The 19,304-nt window shown below is 72.0% G+C and carries 18 protein-coding genes; 5 read left to right on the forward strand and 13 right to left on the reverse strand.

What is annotated here, in order from left to right:
* Positions 1 to 23: 23 nt before the first annotated feature.
* From pstA to QCD66_RS21250, 9 genes are all read right to left on the reverse strand, one after another.
* Positions 24 to 1,187, reverse strand: a complete 1,164-nt coding sequence (gene pstA / locus QCD66_RS21210) for a phosphate ABC transporter permease PstA (RefSeq protein ID WP_375736628.1) — start codon at positions 1,185 to 1,187, stop codon at positions 24 to 26.
* Between the two features lie 21 nt (positions 1,188 to 1,208).
* Complete coding sequence (gene pstC / locus QCD66_RS21215; protein WP_364207013.1) at positions 1,209 to 2,219, reverse strand: phosphate ABC transporter permease subunit PstC; 1,011 nt, start codon at positions 2,217 to 2,219, stop codon at positions 1,209 to 1,211.
* A gap of 20 nt (positions 2,220 to 2,239) precedes the next feature.
* The gene (locus QCD66_RS21220; protein ID WP_375736627.1) at positions 2,240 to 3,043 is read right to left on the reverse strand and encodes an LPXTG cell wall anchor domain-containing protein; all 804 of its coding nucleotides are present in this window, start codon (positions 3,041 to 3,043) and stop codon (positions 2,240 to 2,242) included.
* Positions 3,044 to 3,203: 160 nt separating this feature from the next.
* The gene (locus tag QCD66_RS21225) at positions 3,204 to 3,563 is read right to left on the reverse strand and encodes a DUF1508 domain-containing protein (protein ID WP_364207017.1); all 360 of its coding nucleotides are present in this window, start codon (positions 3,561 to 3,563) and stop codon (positions 3,204 to 3,206) included.
* A 479-nt stretch (positions 3,564 to 4,042) separates the two neighbouring features.
* The gene (locus tag QCD66_RS21230; protein ID WP_407566749.1) at positions 4,043 to 4,834 is read right to left on the reverse strand and encodes an MBL fold metallo-hydrolase; all 792 of its coding nucleotides are present in this window, start codon (positions 4,832 to 4,834) and stop codon (positions 4,043 to 4,045) included.
* A 77-nt stretch (positions 4,835 to 4,911) separates the two neighbouring features.
* Positions 4,912 to 5,736 carry an alpha/beta hydrolase gene (locus tag QCD66_RS21235; RefSeq protein WP_375736625.1) on the reverse strand — a complete coding sequence of 275 codons (825 nt, stop codon included), beginning with the start codon at positions 5,734 to 5,736 and terminating at the stop codon, positions 4,912 to 4,914.
* 28 nt (positions 5,737 to 5,764) lie between these two features.
* Positions 5,765 to 6,667: an alpha/beta fold hydrolase gene (locus QCD66_RS21240; RefSeq protein WP_375736630.1), complete on the reverse strand. Its 903-nt coding sequence runs from the start codon at positions 6,665 to 6,667 to the stop codon at positions 5,765 to 5,767.
* Positions 6,664 to 7,491 carry an alpha/beta fold hydrolase gene (locus QCD66_RS21245; protein ID WP_375736624.1) on the reverse strand — a complete coding sequence of 276 codons (828 nt, stop codon included), beginning with the start codon at positions 7,489 to 7,491 and terminating at the stop codon, positions 6,664 to 6,666. Before QCD66_RS21245 ends, QCD66_RS21240 begins: the two co-directional genes overlap by 4 nt.
* Before the next feature lie 263 nt (positions 7,492 to 7,754).
* Positions 7,755 to 9,998, reverse strand: coding sequence for a helix-turn-helix domain-containing protein (locus tag QCD66_RS21250; RefSeq protein ID WP_375736623.1), 2,244 nt, complete (start codon positions 9,996 to 9,998; stop codon positions 7,755 to 7,757).
* 237 nt (positions 9,999 to 10,235) lie between these two features.
* Here QCD66_RS21250 and QCD66_RS21255 point away from each other — a divergent pair, with 237 nt between their 5' ends.
* The 5 genes from QCD66_RS21255 (at position 10,236) to QCD66_RS21275 (ending at position 14,385) form a co-directional block, all read left to right on the forward strand.
* Positions 10,236 to 10,988, forward strand: coding sequence for a cellulose binding domain-containing protein (locus QCD66_RS21255; protein ID WP_375736622.1), 753 nt, complete (start codon positions 10,236 to 10,238; stop codon positions 10,986 to 10,988).
* Between the two features lie 109 nt (positions 10,989 to 11,097).
* A complete protein-coding gene (locus tag QCD66_RS21260) occupies positions 11,098 to 11,280 on the forward strand; it encodes a hypothetical protein (protein WP_375736621.1) in 183 nt (60 codons plus the stop codon).
* Positions 11,277 to 11,501: a cupin domain-containing protein gene (locus tag QCD66_RS21265; RefSeq protein WP_375736620.1), complete on the forward strand. Its 225-nt coding sequence runs from the start codon at positions 11,277 to 11,279 to the stop codon at positions 11,499 to 11,501. Before QCD66_RS21260 ends, QCD66_RS21265 begins: the two co-directional genes overlap by 4 nt.
* Positions 11,502 to 11,607: 106 nt before the next feature.
* Positions 11,608 to 12,204: a TetR/AcrR family transcriptional regulator gene (locus tag QCD66_RS21270; protein WP_375736619.1), complete on the forward strand. Its 597-nt coding sequence runs from the start codon at positions 11,608 to 11,610 to the stop codon at positions 12,202 to 12,204.
* A 6-nt stretch (positions 12,205 to 12,210) separates the two neighbouring features.
* Complete coding sequence (locus QCD66_RS21275) at positions 12,211 to 14,385, forward strand: MMPL family transporter (protein ID WP_375736618.1); 2,175 nt, start codon at positions 12,211 to 12,213, stop codon at positions 14,383 to 14,385.
* Between the two features lie 62 nt (positions 14,386 to 14,447).
* Here QCD66_RS21275 and QCD66_RS21280 read toward each other — a convergent pair whose 3' ends face one another.
* The 4 genes from QCD66_RS21280 to QCD66_RS21295 form a co-directional block, all read right to left on the reverse strand.
* Positions 14,448 to 15,071, reverse strand: a complete 624-nt coding sequence (locus QCD66_RS21280) for a class I SAM-dependent methyltransferase (RefSeq protein WP_407566750.1) — start codon at positions 15,069 to 15,071, stop codon at positions 14,448 to 14,450.
* Between the two features lie 73 nt (positions 15,072 to 15,144).
* On the reverse strand, positions 15,145 to 16,134 hold the full coding sequence (locus QCD66_RS21285) for an NAD(P)/FAD-dependent oxidoreductase (RefSeq protein ID WP_375737001.1): 990 nt from the start codon (positions 16,132 to 16,134) through the stop codon (positions 15,145 to 15,147).
* Positions 16,135 to 16,244: 110 nt separating this feature from the next.
* A complete protein-coding gene (locus QCD66_RS21290; protein ID WP_375737002.1) occupies positions 16,245 to 17,720 on the reverse strand; it encodes an RICIN domain-containing protein in 1,476 nt (491 codons plus the stop codon).
* Between the two features lie 35 nt (positions 17,721 to 17,755).
* Positions 17,756 to 19,219: a pectinesterase family protein gene (locus QCD66_RS21295; protein ID WP_407566751.1), complete on the reverse strand. Its 1,464-nt coding sequence runs from the start codon at positions 19,217 to 19,219 to the stop codon at positions 17,756 to 17,758.
* Between the last annotated feature and the right edge of the window lie 85 nt (positions 19,220 to 19,304).

Here is a 19,304-nt window from a genome sequence, read left to right on the forward strand (position 1 = left end):
TTGCTCCTCCAGACGGTCGGTGGTCATCGCGTGCCGTCCCGCCGGGCCGCGACCAGGCGGGCCACGACGAAGAGCACGAGCACGAGTACGAGCAGCAGGGCCGCGCCGCCGAACGCCCGGGCGATGTACGTCGGCTCGCCGCTGCGGACCAGCGAGTAGACGAACAGCGGCAGCGAGTTCATCGAGTTGTTCAGCGGGTCGGCGTTGAGGAAGTTGGACGCGCCCGAGGTCAGCAGCACCGGCGAGGTCTCGCCGACGCCGCGGGCGGTGCCCAGGATCAGGGCGGTGGCCAGGCCCGGCCGGGCGGTCGGCAGCACCACGTGCCACACCGTCTGCCACTGCGACGCGCCCAGGGCCAGGCTCGCCTCGCGCAGCCCGCCGGGCACCACGCGGAGTACGACGTCGGCGGCGCGGGCGATGATCGGCAGCATCATCACCGACAGGGCCAGCGCGGCGGCCAGCCCGGAACGCGGGAAGCCGAGGGTCACCTGCAGCACCGTGTAGATGAACAGGCCCGCCACGATCGACGGCAGCGCGGTCATCGCCTCGACGATGGTGCGGACCAGGCGGCTGAACCGGCCGCCGACCTCGGTGATGAACACGGCGGTGGCCACGCCGAGCGGCAGCGTCACGGCGATCGCGATGCTGATCTCGATGAGGGTGCCGACGATCGCGTGCAGCGCGCCGCCGGTGTCGAGCGGGGTCAGCGGGCCGGCGGCCGACAGGTCCTGGGTGTAGAAGTTCAGCTGGACCAGCGCGTCCAGGCCGCGCCAGACGGTGTAGCCGATCACGGTGAGCAGGGCGGCGCCGACGAGGGCCGCCCCGGCGTGCACGACCGCGGCGGCGATCCGGTCGGCGACCACCGGGGCCGGGTGCCGGACCATCGTGACGGCGGCGTACAGCAGCAGGAAGCAGCCGAGCCACAGCAGCAGGAAGCCGATGGTGCCGTCGGTGGGCAGCAGCCCGCGAAACAGCAGCCAGGCCAGGGACAGCCCGCCGACGGCCGAGCCGACCAGGGCCAGTACGTCGTCGAGGGTGCGCGGGCGCAGTTCGCGGCGCGGCTCGGCGGCCGGCGGCTCCGCGGCGGCCGGCGGTGGTTCGGCGCGGACGCTGGTGGTGCCACGCGCCACGGTGCCGTTGCCGGCCGGCGGGGCGGCGGGTGGTGGTGTGGTCGTCTCGGTCGGCACCGGTCGGGCTCGCTCTCTCGGTCAGATCTCGGTCGCGGCGCCGCTGCGGCCACGGCCCACGACGACGGCGGCGACCGTGTTGACGGCCAGCGTGATGAGGAAGAGCACCAGGCCCGCCGCGAGCAGCGCGGACAGTTGACCGGCGTCGGCGTCGCCGAACCGGACCGCGATCAGCGACGAGGTGGTGATGGTGCCGTTCTCCAGGATCCGGATCTTCACGTCGAACGCGGTCGAGATGATGAAGACCACGGCGATCGTCTCGCCCAGCGCCCGGCCCAGGCCGAGCATGGCGCCGCCGATGATCCCGCCCCGGCCGAACGGCAGGACCACCGAGCGGATCACGCCCCACCGGGTGGCGCCCAGTGCCCAGGCCGCTTCCCGTTCGCTCTGCGGGGCCTGCGCGAAGACCTCCCGCATCACCGAGCAGGCGATCGGAAGCACCATCATGGCGACGACGACGCCGGCGACGAACGCCGAGGAGGTGTAACGGCTCTCGGGCCAGATCGCGGCGTGCGGGTCGACCGGGTCGGCGTCCGTTCCGACGGCGAAGAACGGCAGCCAGCTTCCGTACGCGTGCAGCCAGCGGGCGATCCTGATCAGTTCGGGCTGGAGGAACGCCAGTCCGACGAGTCCGTAGACCACACTGGGTACGGCCGCCATCAGGTCCACGGTGGACACCAGCGGCCGGCGCAGCCGGGTCGGGGCGTACTCGGTGATGTAGAGCGCGGTCACCAGCGCCAGCGGGAAGGCGACGGCGATGGCCACCGCGGCGACGAGCCCCGTACCGACCACGACGGCGGCGATACCGAGCACGTTGCGTTCGGGGTTCCAGTCGCTCTCGACGAAGAACCGCCACCCGTAGTTGCGCAGCGTGGGCACCGCCTGCACGGCCAGGAAGACCCCGATCCCGCCCATGATCAACAGCATGAGGACGCCGGCGGCGCGGGCCCCGGCCCGGAAGAGCCGGTCGACCGGTGCGGCACCGGTGCCCGTCGACCGGCGCCGCTCGTCGTCCACCTTCGTGGCGCGCACCACCGCTCCCCCCGTCCCGGTCAGGGCCGTGGCGGGGCGGCGGCGAGTTGCTGCCGGCGGGCCCAGAGCACGGCCGCCGCACCGCCGGCGACGAGCAGCGCCGCGACGTAGAGGAAGCCGCCGAGCCCGATCCCGGTCTTCGGCAGCGAGCCCGGCGGCGGGGTGCCGGTGGGGGTCGGCGTCGGGTCCTCGGTCGACGTCGGGGTCGGCGTCGGGTCGTCCGTCGGCGTCGGGGTGGGCGATCCGGTCGGCGTCGGGGTCGGCGAGGGCGATCCGGTCGGCGACTGCGACGGCGTCGGCGAGGCGGAGTCCGACGGGGTGGCGGTCGGTTCGCCGGTGACGACCTCCCATCCGTCCCCGGTGACACGGATCCGGGCCTCGAGGGTGTCCGGCGAGAAGTTGAACTCGTCGTCGTAGCAGATCAGCTCGAGGACGTAGGCACCGTCGGGCAGGTCGAGGACGCCGCCGGCCTGCGCGAGGTCGGTGAGCGAGCCGTCGACCGTGCCACTCACCGGAGCCTGGTCCAGGCCGGGCCCCGGAACGGAGACCAGGCTGAACGGCGTCACCTCGTCGTTGCGCAGGAAGAGGTCCGCGGCGGTGCCGTAGCCGGTCGGGCAGGGTCCGCTGGCGGTGAAGTCGGCGAACGGTGCCGTCGCGACCTGGCCGGCGGTCGGGTCGAGCGTGATCGTCCCGACCGGCGCCGCCACGGCGGGGCCGACCAGCACCGGTACGGCGACCGCCACCGCCACCCCGACGGCGATCGCGGTGGCACCGAACAGCCGGGCGGTCCGTACGCGCGACGGCGTTGACGCATTGCGAGGCACGATGAGAACTCCTGTCGGAAACCGGCGACCGGTTGCGCGGGATCCCGCGCCGGGAATCGAGCCCAGGAAACTCAGGGCCGGTTACCGGGGTGTCGACGCCCGGTTAACGGACCACAAAGGAAGCGTCACCGCGAAACGGCGGCCACAATTCAAGATCGCATTAGCCGGTGGGTGGGTCCGCCGACCAGAATCGTCCGCGCCGGCCGACGGCCGGGTCGACCTCCGCGTACGGTGCGGCCGCGAGAAAGCGTTCGGTTGCCCGGTGGCAGTCGATTCTGCGTTTGTAGCTGCGGTAGGAGACGGCGGTCACGTCGTCCCCGTTCCCGTACATCCGCCACGTCCAGTCCCGGTCCGGCACGTGGACCACCTCGATCGATGCGGCCGACACCCCGTCGCGTACCGCCCGGATCGCCGTCATCGCGTCCTGAAGTGCGGGGAAGCCGCTCGACGACACCCCGAGGACGCGGTTGTTCGAGGCGACCAGCCGCCAGACGATCACCCCCCGCGAAGTGCGGTACACGCGGAACTGCGCGACCGGCCGGTGACCAGCATCCATACGCGAGCGCTCCGTCCCGCCACGCCGGATCTTCGGGCATGGCCTGATCGCCCACGCCATAGGTCATATTGCGCGGGTCGCCGAAATGCCGGATACACAGGGCGCTTCGCCCCCGGAGACGCATGCTCCAAGTAGGCACTAACCATGAGTGGAGGCACGTGTGAACGGCCGGCGTGCTACGCATGAACGGGAGCATTCGCCGACGTTCACCAGGCGTTGGACGGGGTGGCCGCGCAGCGGTTTCCGGGGCGGCACAATGATCGGCGAAATGGTCGCCCGACGGACGTATTCAATCCTCGGCCAATAACGTCAGACATGGTGCGTCGAGGCAGCTTTCCCGGGCTGGGAAAGCAGCTGGCGGACGCCGGCCTGATATCGCCAGATGGTCGGGACGCGGACCCGTACGGTCACCGCCGCCGGGGTCCGGGCGGCGGTGACCGGGTTCAGACGGTGACGGTGGCCGGGGTGCCGACCGGCAGCCGGCGCAGGCTGCGCCGAATCCCGTCGGGCGCCGTCGCGAAGGCGCCGTCGACGGCGTCACCGTCCTGCCGGAAATGTGCCCAGCCCTCATAGTGGACCGGAACGACGGTCCGCGCCCGGACGAGGCGGCACAGTTCGACACCCTCACGCGCCGTCATCGTGTAGCGCAACGGGCCGGTGACCGGGAACCGTACGGCGCCCAGATGCAGCAGCACGACGCTGACCGCGAAGCGGTCGGCGACCCGCCTCAGGCCGGAGTGGAGCACGGTGTCGCCGGTGATCCACAGGACTCCGTGCCGCTGGCCGGCCCAGCGCAAGGCGAATCCGACCACGCCGCCGACGATCGGGCGGCTCAGCGGCGGGCCGTGCCGGGCCGGGGTGGCGGTTACCTCGATCGTGGGCCGGCCCGGCGCCTCGAGCCGGGTCGCCGCCCAGGGCGCGAGGCCACGGGCGGTGCCGCCGAGCCGGCGGGCGCCGGACGTCGTGGTGACCACGGTGCCGGCCGACGGCAGCAGGGCGCGGCCGGCCCGGTCCAGGTTGTCGCCGTGGTGGTCGTGGGTGAGCAGGACCGCGTCGATCGGCGGCAGTTCGCCGGGCGTGATCGCGGGGTCGGTGAGCTTGCGCGACGACGTGCCCCAGCCGAACCCGTACCGCTCGCCGGCCGGGTCGAAGGTCGGGTCGGTGAGCAGGCGCCACCCGCCGAACTCGATCAGCGCGGTCGGTCCGCCGATGTGGGTGATGCGTACGTCGGTCATGACCTCTGGCTACCTCTCCTGGTGGTCCTGTCGGGACGGGTACGCCGGTGGCCCCCGGAACGACCACCGGCGGGGGTTCAGCGGGCGGTGGTCGGGCTGGCCGGGCGGGCGTGTTCGAGGGCCCAGTTCAGGGCGTAGTCGGCGATCTCCTCCCAGCCGTCCTCGGCGGGCAGCAGGTGGGCCCGGCCGGGGAACTCGACGACCTCGGTGGTGGTGTGGGACTTGTAGTGCCTGGCGTTGGAGCGCTGGATGACCGGCGGCATGATGTGGTCGTTCTCGCCGGCGATGAACAGCAGTGGCGCCCGGTCGTTGTTGTGGTAGTCGACCCAGGTGTCCTGGTGGCCGGGCTGGAAGTTCGCCAGCGCGCTGCCCCAGACGATCGAGCCGGGGGCCGGGATGTGGTAGCGCTCGTACGTGGCCCGTGCCCGCTCCTCGGGGAACGTGTTGGTGAAGGCGTAGCGCCACTGCTTGAAGGTGAGGCCGACGGCCCGGTGCCGGTTGGCCGGGTTCTTCAGCACCGGCAGCAGCGACCTGATCTGGCTCGGCGGCACGACCGCCACGCCCTCGGTGGGGGCGGAGTTGATGGCGACGCCGGCGGCGCCGTACCCGTGGTCGAGCAGGATCTGGGTGAACGCGCCGCCGGCGGAGTGTCCCATCAGGATCGGCGGGGTCGGCAGTTCCTTGATCAGTGCTTCGAGGCGGTCGATGATCTGCGGCACGGTCACCGTCTCGATCGGGGTCGGGTCGGCGTTGAGCGCCTCGACCTCGACGTCGAAGCCGGGGTAGGTGGGGGTGAGGACCCGGTAGCCCTGGCTCTCGTAGCGGGTCTTCCAGTTCTCCCAGGAGCGCGGGGTGACCCAGAAACCGTGGATGAGAAGGATGGTGTCGGGTTTGCCGGTCATGGCGGATCGTCCTTTCGAGGAGGGTGGGTCAGGCGCCGTAGGTGTCGAGGAAGGCGAGCAGGTCGGAGCCGAGCTGCTCCTTGTGGGTGTCGGTGATGCCGTGCGGGGCGCCCGGATAGACCCTGAGTTCGGCGTTGCTGATCCGGGCGGCGGCGGCCTTGCCACCGACCTCGAACGGGACGACCTGGTCGTCGTCGCCGTGGATGACCAGGGTCGGGATGTCGAAGGCGTCGAGGTCGGGGCGGAAGTCGGTGGCGGAGAAGGCGGCGACGCACTCATAGGCGTTGCGGTGGCCGGCCTGCATGCTCTGCAGCCAGAAGGCGTCGCGGATGCCCTGCGAGACGTTCGCGCCGGGCCGGTTGTTGCCGAAGAAGGGGCCGTCGGCGAGGTCCCGGTAGAGCTGGGAGCGGTCGGTGCGGGAGCCGGCACGGATGCCGTCGAAGACCTCGACCGGTACGCCGCCGGGGTTGTCGTCGGTGCGCAGCATGAGCGGCGGTACGGCGGACACGAGGACGGCCTGCGCGACGCGGGCGGTGCCGTGCCGGCCGATGTAGCGGGCGACCTCGCCACCGCCGGTGGAGAAGCCGATCAGGGTGACCTCGCGCAGGTCGAGGGTGTCGATCAGGGTGGCCAGGTCGTCGGCGTAGGTGTCCATCTCGTTGCCGTGCCAGGTCTGGGTGGAGCGGCCGTGGCCGCGCCGGTCGTGGGCGACGACCCGGTAGCCGTTGCCGGCCAGGAAGAGCGCCTGCGCCTCCCAACTGTCGGAGTTCAGCGGCCAGCCGTGGGACAGCACGACCGGGCGGCCGGCGCCCCAGTCCTTGTAGAAGATCTGGGCGCCGTCGGCGGCGGTCACGTAGCTCATCGGGGATTCCCTTCGTTCCGCGCTGGCGGGCCGCCGGTCGACGGCCCGCCGTCCCGTCGAGGCGGTCAGCGGGTCGCGGCGCGGGCGGCCGCCTTGATCAGGTCGGTGGTCGCCTCGGGCTGCGAGATCATCGCGACGTGCGAGGCCCTGACCTCGACCGTGCGGGCACCGGCCCGCCGGGCCATGAACCGCTGGGTCGCCGCCGGGATGAGGTTGTCGTCGCGGGCGACCAGGTACCACGACGGGATGCCGCGCCAGGCGGGCGCGCCGGCCGGCTGCTGGAGGGTGTGGGCGTCACCGGGCCGCTGGGCGGTGGCCATGACAGCGACGGTGGCGGCCGGCAGGTCGCCGGCGAAGATGTCACGGAACAGGGCCGGCTTGACGTACCCGTCGTAGCTGGTGGTGCCGTCGGGCAGCGGGTACGGCCGCAGGTCCAGCGCCTCCTCGGTGAGTTTGGTGCCGGGGAACCTGCCCTGGAGCGCGTAGACCGTCTCGCCCTCGTCCGGGGCGAACGCGGCGACGTACACCAGGGCCTTGACGTTGGGGTTGCCGGTCGCGGCGTTGGTGATGACGACGCCGCCGTAGGAGTGGCCGACCAGGACGACCGGGCCGGGGATGGTCCGCAGGATGCTGGCCAGGTAGGCGGAGTCGGAGTCGACGCCGCGCAGCGGGTTCGCCGGGGCGAGCACGGGGTAGCCGCCGCGTTGCAGCCTGCGGGTCACCTCGGCCCAGCCGGACGCGTCGGCGAACGCGCCGTGCACCAGTACGACGGTCGGCTTCGGATCGGGTCGGTGCCGCGGGCCGGCGGACGCGGCCGGGGCGGCGGCGAGCGCGGTGGCGGCGACGAGCGCCGTGCCGGCGAGCAGCGAGCGGCGGCTGGCGGAGACGGGCATGGCGGTTCTTCCCTTCGGCGGGCACGGCTCCGCCGGGCGGCGGAGGGCGTACGGGGTCGGTCCACGGGGCGACGTGGAAGGAAGGAGCGCTGGTGGTCTGGCGGACACGCGCCGGGGGTCACCCGGCGGTCCACCGCCTGCGGTGTCCGGCCGATCCTCGCGTCGTCGGGCGGATCGGCTCGTACAGACATGCAACCAGCGACGGAAGGCGGGAACCATGCAGAACAATACGCAGAACCGGGGTCTCCACCCCGGGACGGCGTTCAGGCGTCGAGGGCCGCCAGCGCGGATCTCGCCAGCTCGGGCGCACCCTCGCGGGCGCCGCCCTCGTCGAACAGTTCGACCGCGCGGGTGAGGTGCCCGCGCGCCTCGTCGGTCGAGCCGAGTGCGGCGTACGCCCGGCCCAGCGCCAGATGGAGGTGGCCGAGCGGCGTCAGGGCGCCGAACCCGGTGGCGGCGGGCAGCACCGCCGTCGCCTCCTCGATGGCCTCCGGCCAGCGCCGCAGCTCGGCCAGGGCCCTGGCCGTGAACACCCGGGCCACCACCTGGGCCGCGTTCTTCGGTGACGGCGCCACCGGGCGCGTGTCGACCTCGCGCAGAACCGTCCGCAGTTCCGCCAACGCCTCGTCGAACCTGCCGAGCCCGATGAGCGCGAGACCGACCCCGAGGCCCATCTGGACGAACTCGTCATGGTTGCCGGCCGAGTCGGCCAACTCCTGCGCCCGGCGGTACGCCCACAGCGCGCGCCCGTACTCGCCGGCGAACCGCCAGGCGTCGCCCGCGTAGGACAGCGCGTTCGCCTGCTCACCGACGTCGCCGAGCGCTTCCGCGAGTTGGTAGGCGTCCATCGCCAGGGCGGCGCTCTCGTCGTAGCGCCGGCCGCAGACCGCCTGTGCCCAGGCGTGGTAGTTGATGTGGGTGATCTCCTGCCGGCGGTCCGGCAGGCGGGCGGCGGCGGCGGACGACAGCTGGTAGACCTCGGACCAGTGCCCCCAGTGGGTCATGCGGTCCGAATACCAGTGCATCGCCTCGGCCACGTCGACCAACCGCTGGTGCTGCCCGGCCGCCGCCGCGCCGCGCAGTGCGGCCAGCCAGTTGTCCGCCTCGGCCTGCAACCAGCTCTGCGCCTGCTCCGCCGTGCCGAGTGGAACCAGACCGCGCCAGTCGGCCGGTGGGGCGCCGAACCCGGGCTCGAACCACCGCCCGGCCACGATCGCCGTCTCCAGCAACCAGTCGATCATCCGGCGCTCGGTCGCCGCCCGGGTGTCGGCCGGCTCCTCGTTCCGCAGCCGCTTCTCGGCGAACAGCCGGATCAGATCGTGGAACCGGTACCGGTCGAACCCGACGGGCTGCAACAGCCCCAGCTCGACCAGTTCCTCGAGTTGTTCCTCCGCGTCGTGCGGACCGGTCCCGGTGAGCACCGCGCCCAGCGGGGCGGCGAAATCGACGCCGGGCACATGCGCCAGCCGCCGGAACATCGCCCGCGCGGGGCCGGGTAGCTGGGCGTACGACAGCGCGAAGGCCGGCTCCACCCCGAGGTCGCCCACCGAGAGGCTGGCCAGCCTCCGGTCCGCGTCCGACAGCCGCGCCGCCAGGTGCGCCATCGTCCATTCCGGACGACTGACCAGCCGGGTTCCCGCGATCCGCAACGCCAGTGGCAGGTGGCCGCACAACCGGGCCACCACCTCGACGTCCTGCGCCACGGCCCGGTCGGCGAGGTCGCGGACGAGCGTCCGCAGCAGGCCGGCCGATTCCGCCGGCGCCAGCGGCGGCAGCCCGATGCGCAGCACCCCCTCCAGGCCCCCCAGCGCGCGGCGGCTGGTCACCAGCACCAGCCCCGCCCCCGCCCCCGGCATCAACGGGCGCACCTGGGCCTCGTGCGCGGCGTTGTCGAGCACCAGCAGGCAGCGCCGCTGCCGCAGGATGGCCCGTAGTTGGCCGGCCCGTTCCGGCTCGTCGTCGGCGATGGCGCGCGGGTTCACGTCCAACGCCCGCAACAGTCGGGTCAGTGCCTCGCCCGCCGCCATCGGCGCCGCGTCGGTGCCGCGCAGGTCGACGTAGAACTGCCCGTCGGGAAACCGGTCCCGCAACTGCCCGGCGGCGTGGACGGCGAACGCCGTCTTGCCGAGTCCGGGCGGGCCGTGCACGACCGCCACCGGTGTCGGGCCGTCCACGGCTCCGGCCGTCCCGTGCCGGTGCAACAGCCGCAGTTCCGGTGCCCGGCCGACGAACTCGCTCACCCCGCGCGGCAGCTCCCCGCCCCGGGGTCGCCCGACCGTGCTCTCCGACCGCCTCGAACGCGCCAACTCGACCAGATCGGCGCGGTCGCTGTCGTCGAGTCCCAGCGCGTCGGCCAACGCCGACAACGTGCGCGCCTGCGGTGCCCGGCTGCGCCCACGCTCCATGTCGCTGATCGCCCGCCCGCTGACCCCGGAGGTCTCGGACAGCTCCTCGATCGTCATGCCCGCCGACCGCCGCAACTGCCGCAACCGCTGCCCGAACGACAAGACGACCACCATCCTTCGTACAAGCGGAAACGGACATCCACGAATTAGCAGGTGACTTTCTAACAGACCCTTGTGAACGGGCTTTTGCGGTGCTGGACGGCGCTTGTACCAGACATCGACGGATGTCAGAATTCGACTCGGTCGCACCGGGAGCCTGTGCGAGTCGATCCGGCCCGAGGGGGCGAGCGGGGGTCGTCCATCACCCCCTGCCCGGCGCCTCCGATCAGGGAGGTACAGATGATTCACAAGTTCGGCGTGCTCCTGGCCGCCGCCACGGTGGCCGTGACCGGTTGGGCCACGATCGCCGGCGCCACCGTCCCCGCCGGCGCCGCCGTCCCGGCCGCCGCCCCGGCTCCGGCGCAGACCAGCCCGCCGGCCTGTCCGCCGGTGCTCCCGGTCAGCGCAATGGTGACCGCGTCGACCGCGACCAGCCTCACCGTCACCTACTCGATCATGCTCAGCCCGCCGTGCGGATACGACCCGCCGATCACGGTCAGCCTGTTCGCCAGCCGCACCGACGCCGAGCAGTGGCGTGACCCGGTCGCCACGGCGACCTCGGGGCCACAGCGGTACGGCACGGTGACGGTCGGCGGGCTGACCCCCGACACCGAGTACTGGTTCCGGCTCAGCGACGTCGCCGGCCGCCAGGACCGTTACATCGTCGGCGGGCCGGCCCGCACCGCCGCCCAGCCGGCATGCACCGCCACGGCGGCCATTACGTCCGCCTGGGACGGCGGCTTCGTCGCCTCGGTCACCGTACGCAACACCGGCGCCGAACCGATCGACGGCTGGCGGGTCTGGTGGCAGTGGTCCGGCGACGAACGGATCCAGACGGCGTGGAACGCGGTGCCGGACGGTACGGGCACCGGTCCTGCGGTCCGCGACGCCGGCTACAACGCCGCCCTGCCGCCGGGCGGGTCGGCGACGTTCGGCCTGCTCGTGGCGACCAGCGCCGCACCGCCCACCATCGCGCTGTCCTGCGCCCGCTGAACGCACTGCCCCGGGGTCGGGCCGCCTGGGACGCGGCCCGACCCCGGCGGTGTGCGCCCCCGCGGACCGGGTAACCGGGGGCGCCCGCACCGCACCCACGAGGAGGATCATGCAGATCCTGACGAAGCAGCCGACCGTCAAGGGGCCGGCCGAGATGTTCACCGGCGACGTCTGGTTCGACGTGATCGTCAAGGGCGAGGAGCCCTCCCGGGTCCGGGTCAACACGGTCCGGTTCGCCCCGGGCGCGCGTACGCCTGGCACCGGCACGCCGTCGGGCAGACCCTGCACGTGACGGACGGGGTCGGCCTGGTGCAGGCCCGCGGTGGCGCGGTGATCGCCGTACGGCCGGGAGACACCATCCACACCCCGCCCGGCGAATGGCACTGGCACGGTGCCGCACCGGACGCTTTCATGATCCACCTTGCGATCTGGGAAGGTCCGCAGGCCGGTACCGAAACCGAGTGGGGCGCGCCCGTCACCGATGAGGAGTACGGCCAGCCGCGCGAACACTAGCCCGACGACCCGGCAGCGCGATCTAGCCGGATTGCGACATAGGTCACCGACCGATCCGGATGGTTTACCGACCGAATCGGTCGGTAGCCCATGTAGGGTCGCCGGCATGGCACACGTTCACCGCCAGCAGGTCGACGAGGGCATCCTCGACCGCGCGGCGGCGCTGTTCGCCCAGCACGGATACGACCACACGTCGCTGAAGACCGTCGCCGACTCGGTCGGCCTGTCCAAGGCCGGCCTGCTGCACCACTATCCGACCAAGGAAGCGCTCTACGTCGCCACCCAGCAGTCGGTCCGCGCCCAGGGCCAACGGGTGTTCGACCAGGTCGCGGACCTGCCACCCGGCCCGGCCCGCGACCGGCGGGCGCTGGAACTGCTGACCGACGTCGCGCTCGACCGGCCCGGCCTGGTGGCCCAGGCGTTCAGTTCGCTGACCACGCCCCCGTCGGACGGCGAGCCCGACCATCTCGACGACATCGCGACGCTCGTCTTCGCCACGTTCGCCGTCGACGCCGCCCAGCCGTCCGAACGGCTGGTCCGGGTCATAGGCGCGCTGAGCGCGCTGGCCGTACTCAGCCTGTCCGTCAACCGGGCGGCGGGCGAGAAGACCATGTGGCGGCCACACATCCTCGCCACCTGCCTAGACGCGCTCGGTCATCACCGGCGCACCCTTTCGTCCGACCCAACTCAGGTGGAGGCCTGATCCCCGATGGCTCGTCTGTTGTACCGACTCGGCTTCGGCGCGCACCGGCACCGGCTACCCGTGGTCCTGCTGTGGCTGGTGGTCCTGGCCGGCTCGGCCGTGGGCGCGGTGGCGCTGTCCGGAGGCACCTCCAACAGCTTCTCCATTCCCGGTCAGGAGTCCACCACCGCCCTGGACAAGATCCAGGAGGAGTTCGGCGCGCAGGGCGGCGCGTCCGCGCGCGTGGTGGTCAAGGCCCCCGACGGCCAGACCCTCACCACCCCGGACAACGCCCAGGCCCTCGGTGAACTGGTGGCCCAACTGGGCACGCTGCCCGGCGTCGGCTCGGCGACCAACCCGCTCGACCCCGCCGCGCCGACGATCAACGCCCAACAGGACACCGCCTACAGCACGGTGACGTACACCGCCGGGGTCGGCGACGTCACCGAGGAGCAGCGGGACGCGCTGTTCGACGCCGCCGACAACGCCCGGGGCGGCGGACTCACCGTCGAGGTCACCGGTGAGGCCATCCAGACGCCGCCGCACATCGGCGGTGTGGTCGAGGTGATCGGCGTCGTCGTCGCCCTGCTGATCCTCGCGGTGACGTACGGGTCACTCGTCATGGCCGGCATGAACCTGCTGACCGCGGCCGTCGGTGTCGGCATCGGCGCGCTCGGCGTCACCATCGCCACCGGCTTCATGGACCTGCAGTCCACGACCCCGATCCTGGCCACGATGCTCGGCCTGGCCGTCGGCATCGACTACGCCCTGTTCATCATCAACCGCCACCGGCAGGAACTGCGGCGCGGTGCCGACGTCGGCACCGCGATCGGCACCGCCGTCGGCACCGCCGGGTCGGCCGTCGTCACCGCCGGCCTCACCGTGGTCATCGCGCTGACCGGCCTGGCCGTCGCCGGAATCCCGTTCCTGACCCAGATGGGCATCGCCGCCGCCGCGACCATCGTGGTCGCCGTACTCATCGCCATCACCCTCGTCCCGGCGGTGCTGAGCTACCTCGGCCACCGCGCCCTGCCCCGCAAGCAGCGCGAAGCAATCGGGCAGAGCGCCGACGCCCACGAGCGCGGCTTCTACCGCGGCTGGATCGACGGGCTCACCAGGCACCGGGTGCTGGCGTTGCTGCTGACCGTCGCCGCCCTGGGCGTCGTCTCCATCCCGGTGGCGTCGATGCAGACCACGCTCGTGCAGATCCAACCCGAGGGAAGCACCCAGGCCCGCGGCGAACAACTGCTCGCCGACGGGTTCGGCGCCGGCTTCAACGGCCCCCTCGTGGTCCTGTTCGAGGGCGACCAGGCGGTCCAGGCGGCCACCGCGGCCGCCGGCACGATCCCCGGCCTCGACGACGTCGCCGTCGTCACCCCGGCCGTCCCGAACGCCGACGGCACCGCCGCCATGCTCACCGTGATCCCGCAGTCCGGGCCGACCGACGAGGCCACCGAACAGCTCGTCACCGACCTGCGCGACCAACTCGCCGACGTCGACGGTGCCACGGCGTACGTCACCGGCTCCACCGCCGTCAGCCTCGACGTCGCCACCACCCTCGACCGGGCCCTGCCGGTCTACCTGGCCGTCGTCGTCGGCCTGGCGATGATCCTGCTGGTGCTGGTGTTCCGCTCCATCCTGGTGCCGCTCGTCGGGGTGCTCGGCTTCCTGCTGACGATCGGCTCCTCGCTCGGCGCGACCGTCGCGGTGTTCCAGTGGGGCTGGCTGGCCGACGCGGTCAACCTCGACACCACCGGGCCGCTGATCAGCCTCACCCCGATCGTGGTGATCGGCATCCTGTTCGGCCTCGCCATGGACTACCAGGTCTTCCTGGTCTCCCGTATGCACGAGGCGCACAGCCACGGCGCGCTCCCCCGGGCCGCCATCGCCACCGGGTTCCGGCAGGCCGCGCCCGTCGTCGTCGCCGCGGCACTGATCATGTTCTCGGTCTTCGCCGGGTTCGTACCCAGTGGCGACCCGACGATCAAGTCCATCGCCTTCGCGCTGGCGATCGGCATCTTCGTGGACGCCTTCGTCGTCCGCATGGTGCTGGTCCCCGCGGCGCTGGCCCTGCTCGGCAGGAGCGCCTGGTGGCTTCCGGGCTGGCTGCGCTGGCTGCCGACCCTCGACGTCGAGGGTGCGGGCCTGGAGCGCGACCGGCCCCGGGTCGAGGAGAAGGTGGCCGTCGAGGTCGGCCGGTAGTACGGCCGCGAACCGGTCCCCGGGTGCCGCCGGCACCCGGGGACCGGTCGTCTCAGCGCCGTTTACGGGCCCGCAGGACCGCGTCGTGGAGGGTCATCTCGTGGCCGCCGGGGCCGGTCACGGTACGGGTCCTGGCCTCGGCGACGACGACGTCCCACCGCGTCGGGTCGAGGCTCGCCGCGACCTGCCCGGCGGTGACGTGCGACCCCGGGGCCGGGGCGTGCGGGTCGTCGGGCCGCGCCGGCGCTCGGCGCGTGACCGACGACGAGCAGCGTGCCGCCCGGCGCGACCGCCGCCGCCAGCCGGGTGAACAGCGTCTCGCCGGGGGTCGCCGGGTGTACGTAGTGGGCGCAGACCAGATCGAAGTGCTCCTCGGCGGGCACCCATCCGGTCAGGTCGGCGCGTACCCACTCGACCCGGTCGGCGACGTCGGCGCCGAGGTTCCGGGCGTGTTCCCGGGCCCGGTCGAGGGCGGCGGCGGCGATGTCCACCGCGGTGACCCGCCAGCCGCGCGAGGCGAGCCAGATCGCCTCGGCGCCCTCGCCGCAGCCGGCCTCCAGCGCCGTACCGGGTGCGAGGTCGGTGGTCTCGGCCACCAGGTACGGGTTGGGCTCCCGGTGGGGGTGGGACGGGTGGTGGCCGCGGTAGCGGTCTTCCCAGTACGCCCGGTCGAATTGTTCGGACACGACGGATTCCCTTCGATGGTTCGGGGCGGTGGCGACGACCGCCCACGGCGATTCGCCGGACGTGTGCTCCGGATCAGGCCGGGACGGGGTTGCGGTGGGCCTCCACCGCACGCCTGGTCTCCTCGTTGACCAGGTCGGCGTTGACGTGCGCGGCGGCGGTGGCGCCGGCGGCCGCGGCCACGCCGACCTGCGCGGCCAGGTCGGTGACGTTCCCCGCGGCCCACACCCCGGGTACGTCGGTGACGCCGTACTGGTCGGCGGGGACGTACTCGCCCACGCCCGCGGGATGCGCGACGGGCACCAGACCGAGGGCCGTCAGGAAACCGGCGCGGGCCACCATCCGGGTCGCGACCGCCACCACCTCGCGGGCGACGACCGTGCCGTCGGCAAGGCGTACGCCCGCCAGCCGGTCGTCGACGATCTCCAGTCCCGCCACCTCGCCGTCGACCACCCGGATGCCACGGGCCGCCAACTGCTCGGCCTGCTCGTCGGTGAGCGGCGGCATCGTGTGGGTGAAGTACGTGACGTCGGCGCTCCACTGCCGGATCAGCAGCGCCTGGTGCACCGACATCGGGCCGCTGGCCAGCACGCCGATCGCCCGGTCCCGGACCTCCCAGCCGTGGCAGTACGGGCAGTGCATGACGTCGCTCCCCCACCGCTCCCGCAGCCCGGGGACGTCGGGCAGTTCGTCGACGAGGCCGGTCGTCACCAGCAGCCGGCGGGCGCGGGTCGTCCGGCCGTCGGCCAGGGTCACCGTGAACCCGTCGCCGTCGCGGGTCGCGGTGGCGACCTCGCCGGTCACCACGTGGCCACCGTATCCGCGTACCTCCGCCCGGCCGCGTTCCAGCAGTTCGGCCGGTGGCATACCGTCACGGGCCAGCAGCCCGTGTACGCCCTGTGCCGGGGCGTTGCGGGGAGCGCCGGCGTCGATCACCGCCACCGACCGCCGGGCCCGGGCCAGTGTCAGCGCACCGCTCAGTCCCGCGGCGCCCCCGCCGACCACCACCACGTCGTAGCTGTCTGTCAGCTTCTCGGTCACCACGACCACCTCCGCGGCAACCATGACCCGCTACCCACCGTGGCCGCAAGCTTTGTTGCCGCATCGGCAAGCCAGCACGGGTGCGGCCGTGCCGGGTCGGGACCCGGCACGGCCGCGTGGTGTGGTTCCGTCCGTCAGAGGCCGATGTTGGCCTGTGGTCCGGCGTGGGTGCGGAGCAGGTTCGGTACGTCGGCGGCGGGGTGGAGTTGGTAGGAGTAGAAGCTGGACGGGTTGAACGCCGAGCCGCTGCTCTCCCGGCGGCCGCTGCTGTTGACCACGACGTTGCCGCTTTGTCGTAGTTCGGCGCCGGAGTCGCGGTAGTAGGGGTTGGTGACGCGGTCGTAGTAGCTGTTCTCCAGGACCATCTTGGTGCGGCCGCGGGAGTGGTTTCCGGAGCCGCTGTTTTGCAGGTAGTTGTTGTACAGGTGGGCGTAGGCGACGTTGTCGGTGCTGGGGACGCGGACGCGGGTGTCGCGGAACCAGTTGTGGTGGATGGTCATGCGGGCGGTGACGTTTTCGGTCCAGCCGATGCCGAAGGTCTTGTTCGCCTCGGCGATGATGTTCCAGGAGACGGTCAGGTTCGTGGTGTCCTTGCGGCTGTCGATGGCGCCGTCGTTCATCCGGGTGATGTGGTTGTGGTCGATCCAGATCCGGTTGGCGGTGTCCATCTGGATGCCGTCGTAGTCGTAGTCCTTGTCGTCGGGGTCGTCCTCGGCCATGCGGGTGTCGCGGATGGTGAGGTTGCGGATGATGACGTTGCTGGTGCCGGCGCCGATGAAGAAGCCGCCGTTGACGATCTGGCCGTTGCGGGCGACGCCGACGACGGTCTTGTTCGACCGGATCGCGATCTCCTTGCCGTAGGGCTTGACGGTGATCGCGGCGTTGACCCGGATGACGTACGGCTCGCTGGCCGAGGCGTACCGTTCCAGGTCGGCCTGGTTGGTCACGGTGACGGTCGTGCCACCGGCACCGCCGGTGGTGCCGGCCGCGCCGGCGAACCCGTCCGGGGTGTTCGAGTACGGAACACCCGGCGGCGGCGTGGTCGGCGGCGGCGTGCCGCCGGCCGGGTTGAACCGCCACTGCATCCGGGCGATGTCCGCACACGGCTCCTGCACGATCGGGTTGTTCCCCGCCGTCGAGCCATCCCGGTTACTCACACACAGACCACTGGACGCACTACGGATCAGATACCGGTCGGTGGTCGCCGTGGACGCCGTGAACGTCCACGTCTGGTTCGCGCTCGCACCACACGTCCACTGCCACAGTTGCTCACCAGACGTGTTGGACGAGTACGGCACGTCCATACAGCGGCCACTGTTGACATTGATCAGACCGAAGGCACCGTTCTGCGCGCTCACCCGGAACCGCTGGTGCCCGGCAGCGCCGTCACAGGCCACCTGGGTCAGCAACGCCGCGTTACCGGTCCCCGCACCGGCGACCTGCACACACTTACCACTCGACGCACTGGCCAACGTGTAGACACCACTGTTGACCGGGACGGCGGCCGCGGACGGCGACGCCGACAGGACGACGCCGACGACGGCGGCGGGCACGACCGTCAGCACCGCGCCGAGCGCGGCCAGCCTGGACCGCAGAGGGAGCTGCTTCATCATCGCTTTCCTGACTGCTGGGGGGTTGTCGAGGGTCACAGCGGGTTCCACCCGTCGGAGCCGGCGAGGTAGCGCTGCGGCGTGTGGTTGGCCGCCTGCGAGTCGCTCAACTGTGGACGGTTGCTGTTCGTGCCGGCGCCCGGGCCGGTGTTCCGGTACTCGAAGAACCGGGCGTTACGCCAGGAGTTGCCGGACATGTCGGTCCACGGCTGCGCCGTCTTGATGGTCGCGCCCAGCGTCGACTCCCGGTACACGACCTGGCCGTCCGGCCGCCAGGGCCGGCCCAGCGTGGTCACGTTGTTCGCCGTACCGGTGATGGTGGAGCGGTAGAACAGGAAGCCGTACGCCTTGCCGGCCGCCGTGCTCGCGGCGGTGATCGGTCCACCCGTCGACCGCTTCTCGTGGACGGTCGACCGGTCGATGACGATCGTGCCGCCGCCGAAGATGAAGTCGACGGTGCCCTCGACGTACGAGTCGACCATGTACGCCCGCGCACTGTCGTTGACCAGGAAGGTGTCCTGGTCGCCGAGAAGCCGTACCCTGCGCAGCACCGCCCGGTCGGCACCGAGGTTGAGGGCGACGGCCTGGTGGCCGCTGCTGGTCGAGCTCTCGTCGAAGTCGTTGGAGATGGTCAGGTTCTCGGCGACGAAGTTGGCGCCGTCGACGAACATGCTCGCGCTGCCCGAGGTGCCGTGGCTGTTGGCGGAGTTGTGGTAGACCAGCACGACGTTCGACGGCGACGAGCCCAGCCCCTGCAGGGTGATGTGGGGTTTGTTCCTGGGCACCCGGACGACCTCGCGGTAGGTGCCCGGCTTGATGGTGATGGTGACCCGCTGGGTGTTGTTCGTCGGAACCGCGTCGATGGCGGCCTGGACGGTGCGGTACGTGCCGGTGCCGTCCGCGGCCACCGTCGGCCGGCCGGCCGGTGGTGGGGTGGTCGGTGGCGGGGTGCCGCCGGCCGGGTTGAACCGCCACTGCATCCGGGCGATGTCCGCACACGGCTCCTGCACGATCGGGTTGTTCCCCGCCGTCGAACCATCCCGGTTACTCACACACAGACCACTGGACGCACTACGGATCAGAAACCGGTCCGTGGTCGCGGTCGAAGCCGTGAACGTCCACGTCTGGTTGGGCTCAGCGTGGCACCCCCACTGCCAGAGCTGCTCACCCGACGTGCTGGACGAATACGGCACATCCACACAACGACCACTGTTGACATTCTCCATACCAAACGCACCGTTCTGCGCGCTCACCCGGAACCGCTGGTGCCCGGCACCGCCGTCACACGCCACCTGGGTCAACAACGCCCCGTTACCGGTCCCCGCACCGGCGACCTGCACACACTTACCACTCGACGCACTGGCCAACGTGTAGACACCACTGTCCGCCGGGGTGGCGGCGTGGGCGGACACGGCGGCGATCACGCCGCCAACGAGGGTGGTGACGACGGTCGCGGCGAGGATCGCCGCTGTTCGTCGTCTGGGATCGACTGTTCTCACGTGACTGGTTCTCCTTGTCCTGGAGCCGCTGTGGAGTACGTACGACGGGCGGTCGCGCCATCGTCCGGGCAGGCCGGACGGGGCG

Origin of the sequence: Polymorphospora sp. A560, from assembly GCF_045781765.1 — a bacterium.
GTDB lineage: Bacteria > Actinomycetota > Actinomycetes > Mycobacteriales > Micromonosporaceae > Polymorphospora > Polymorphospora lycopeni.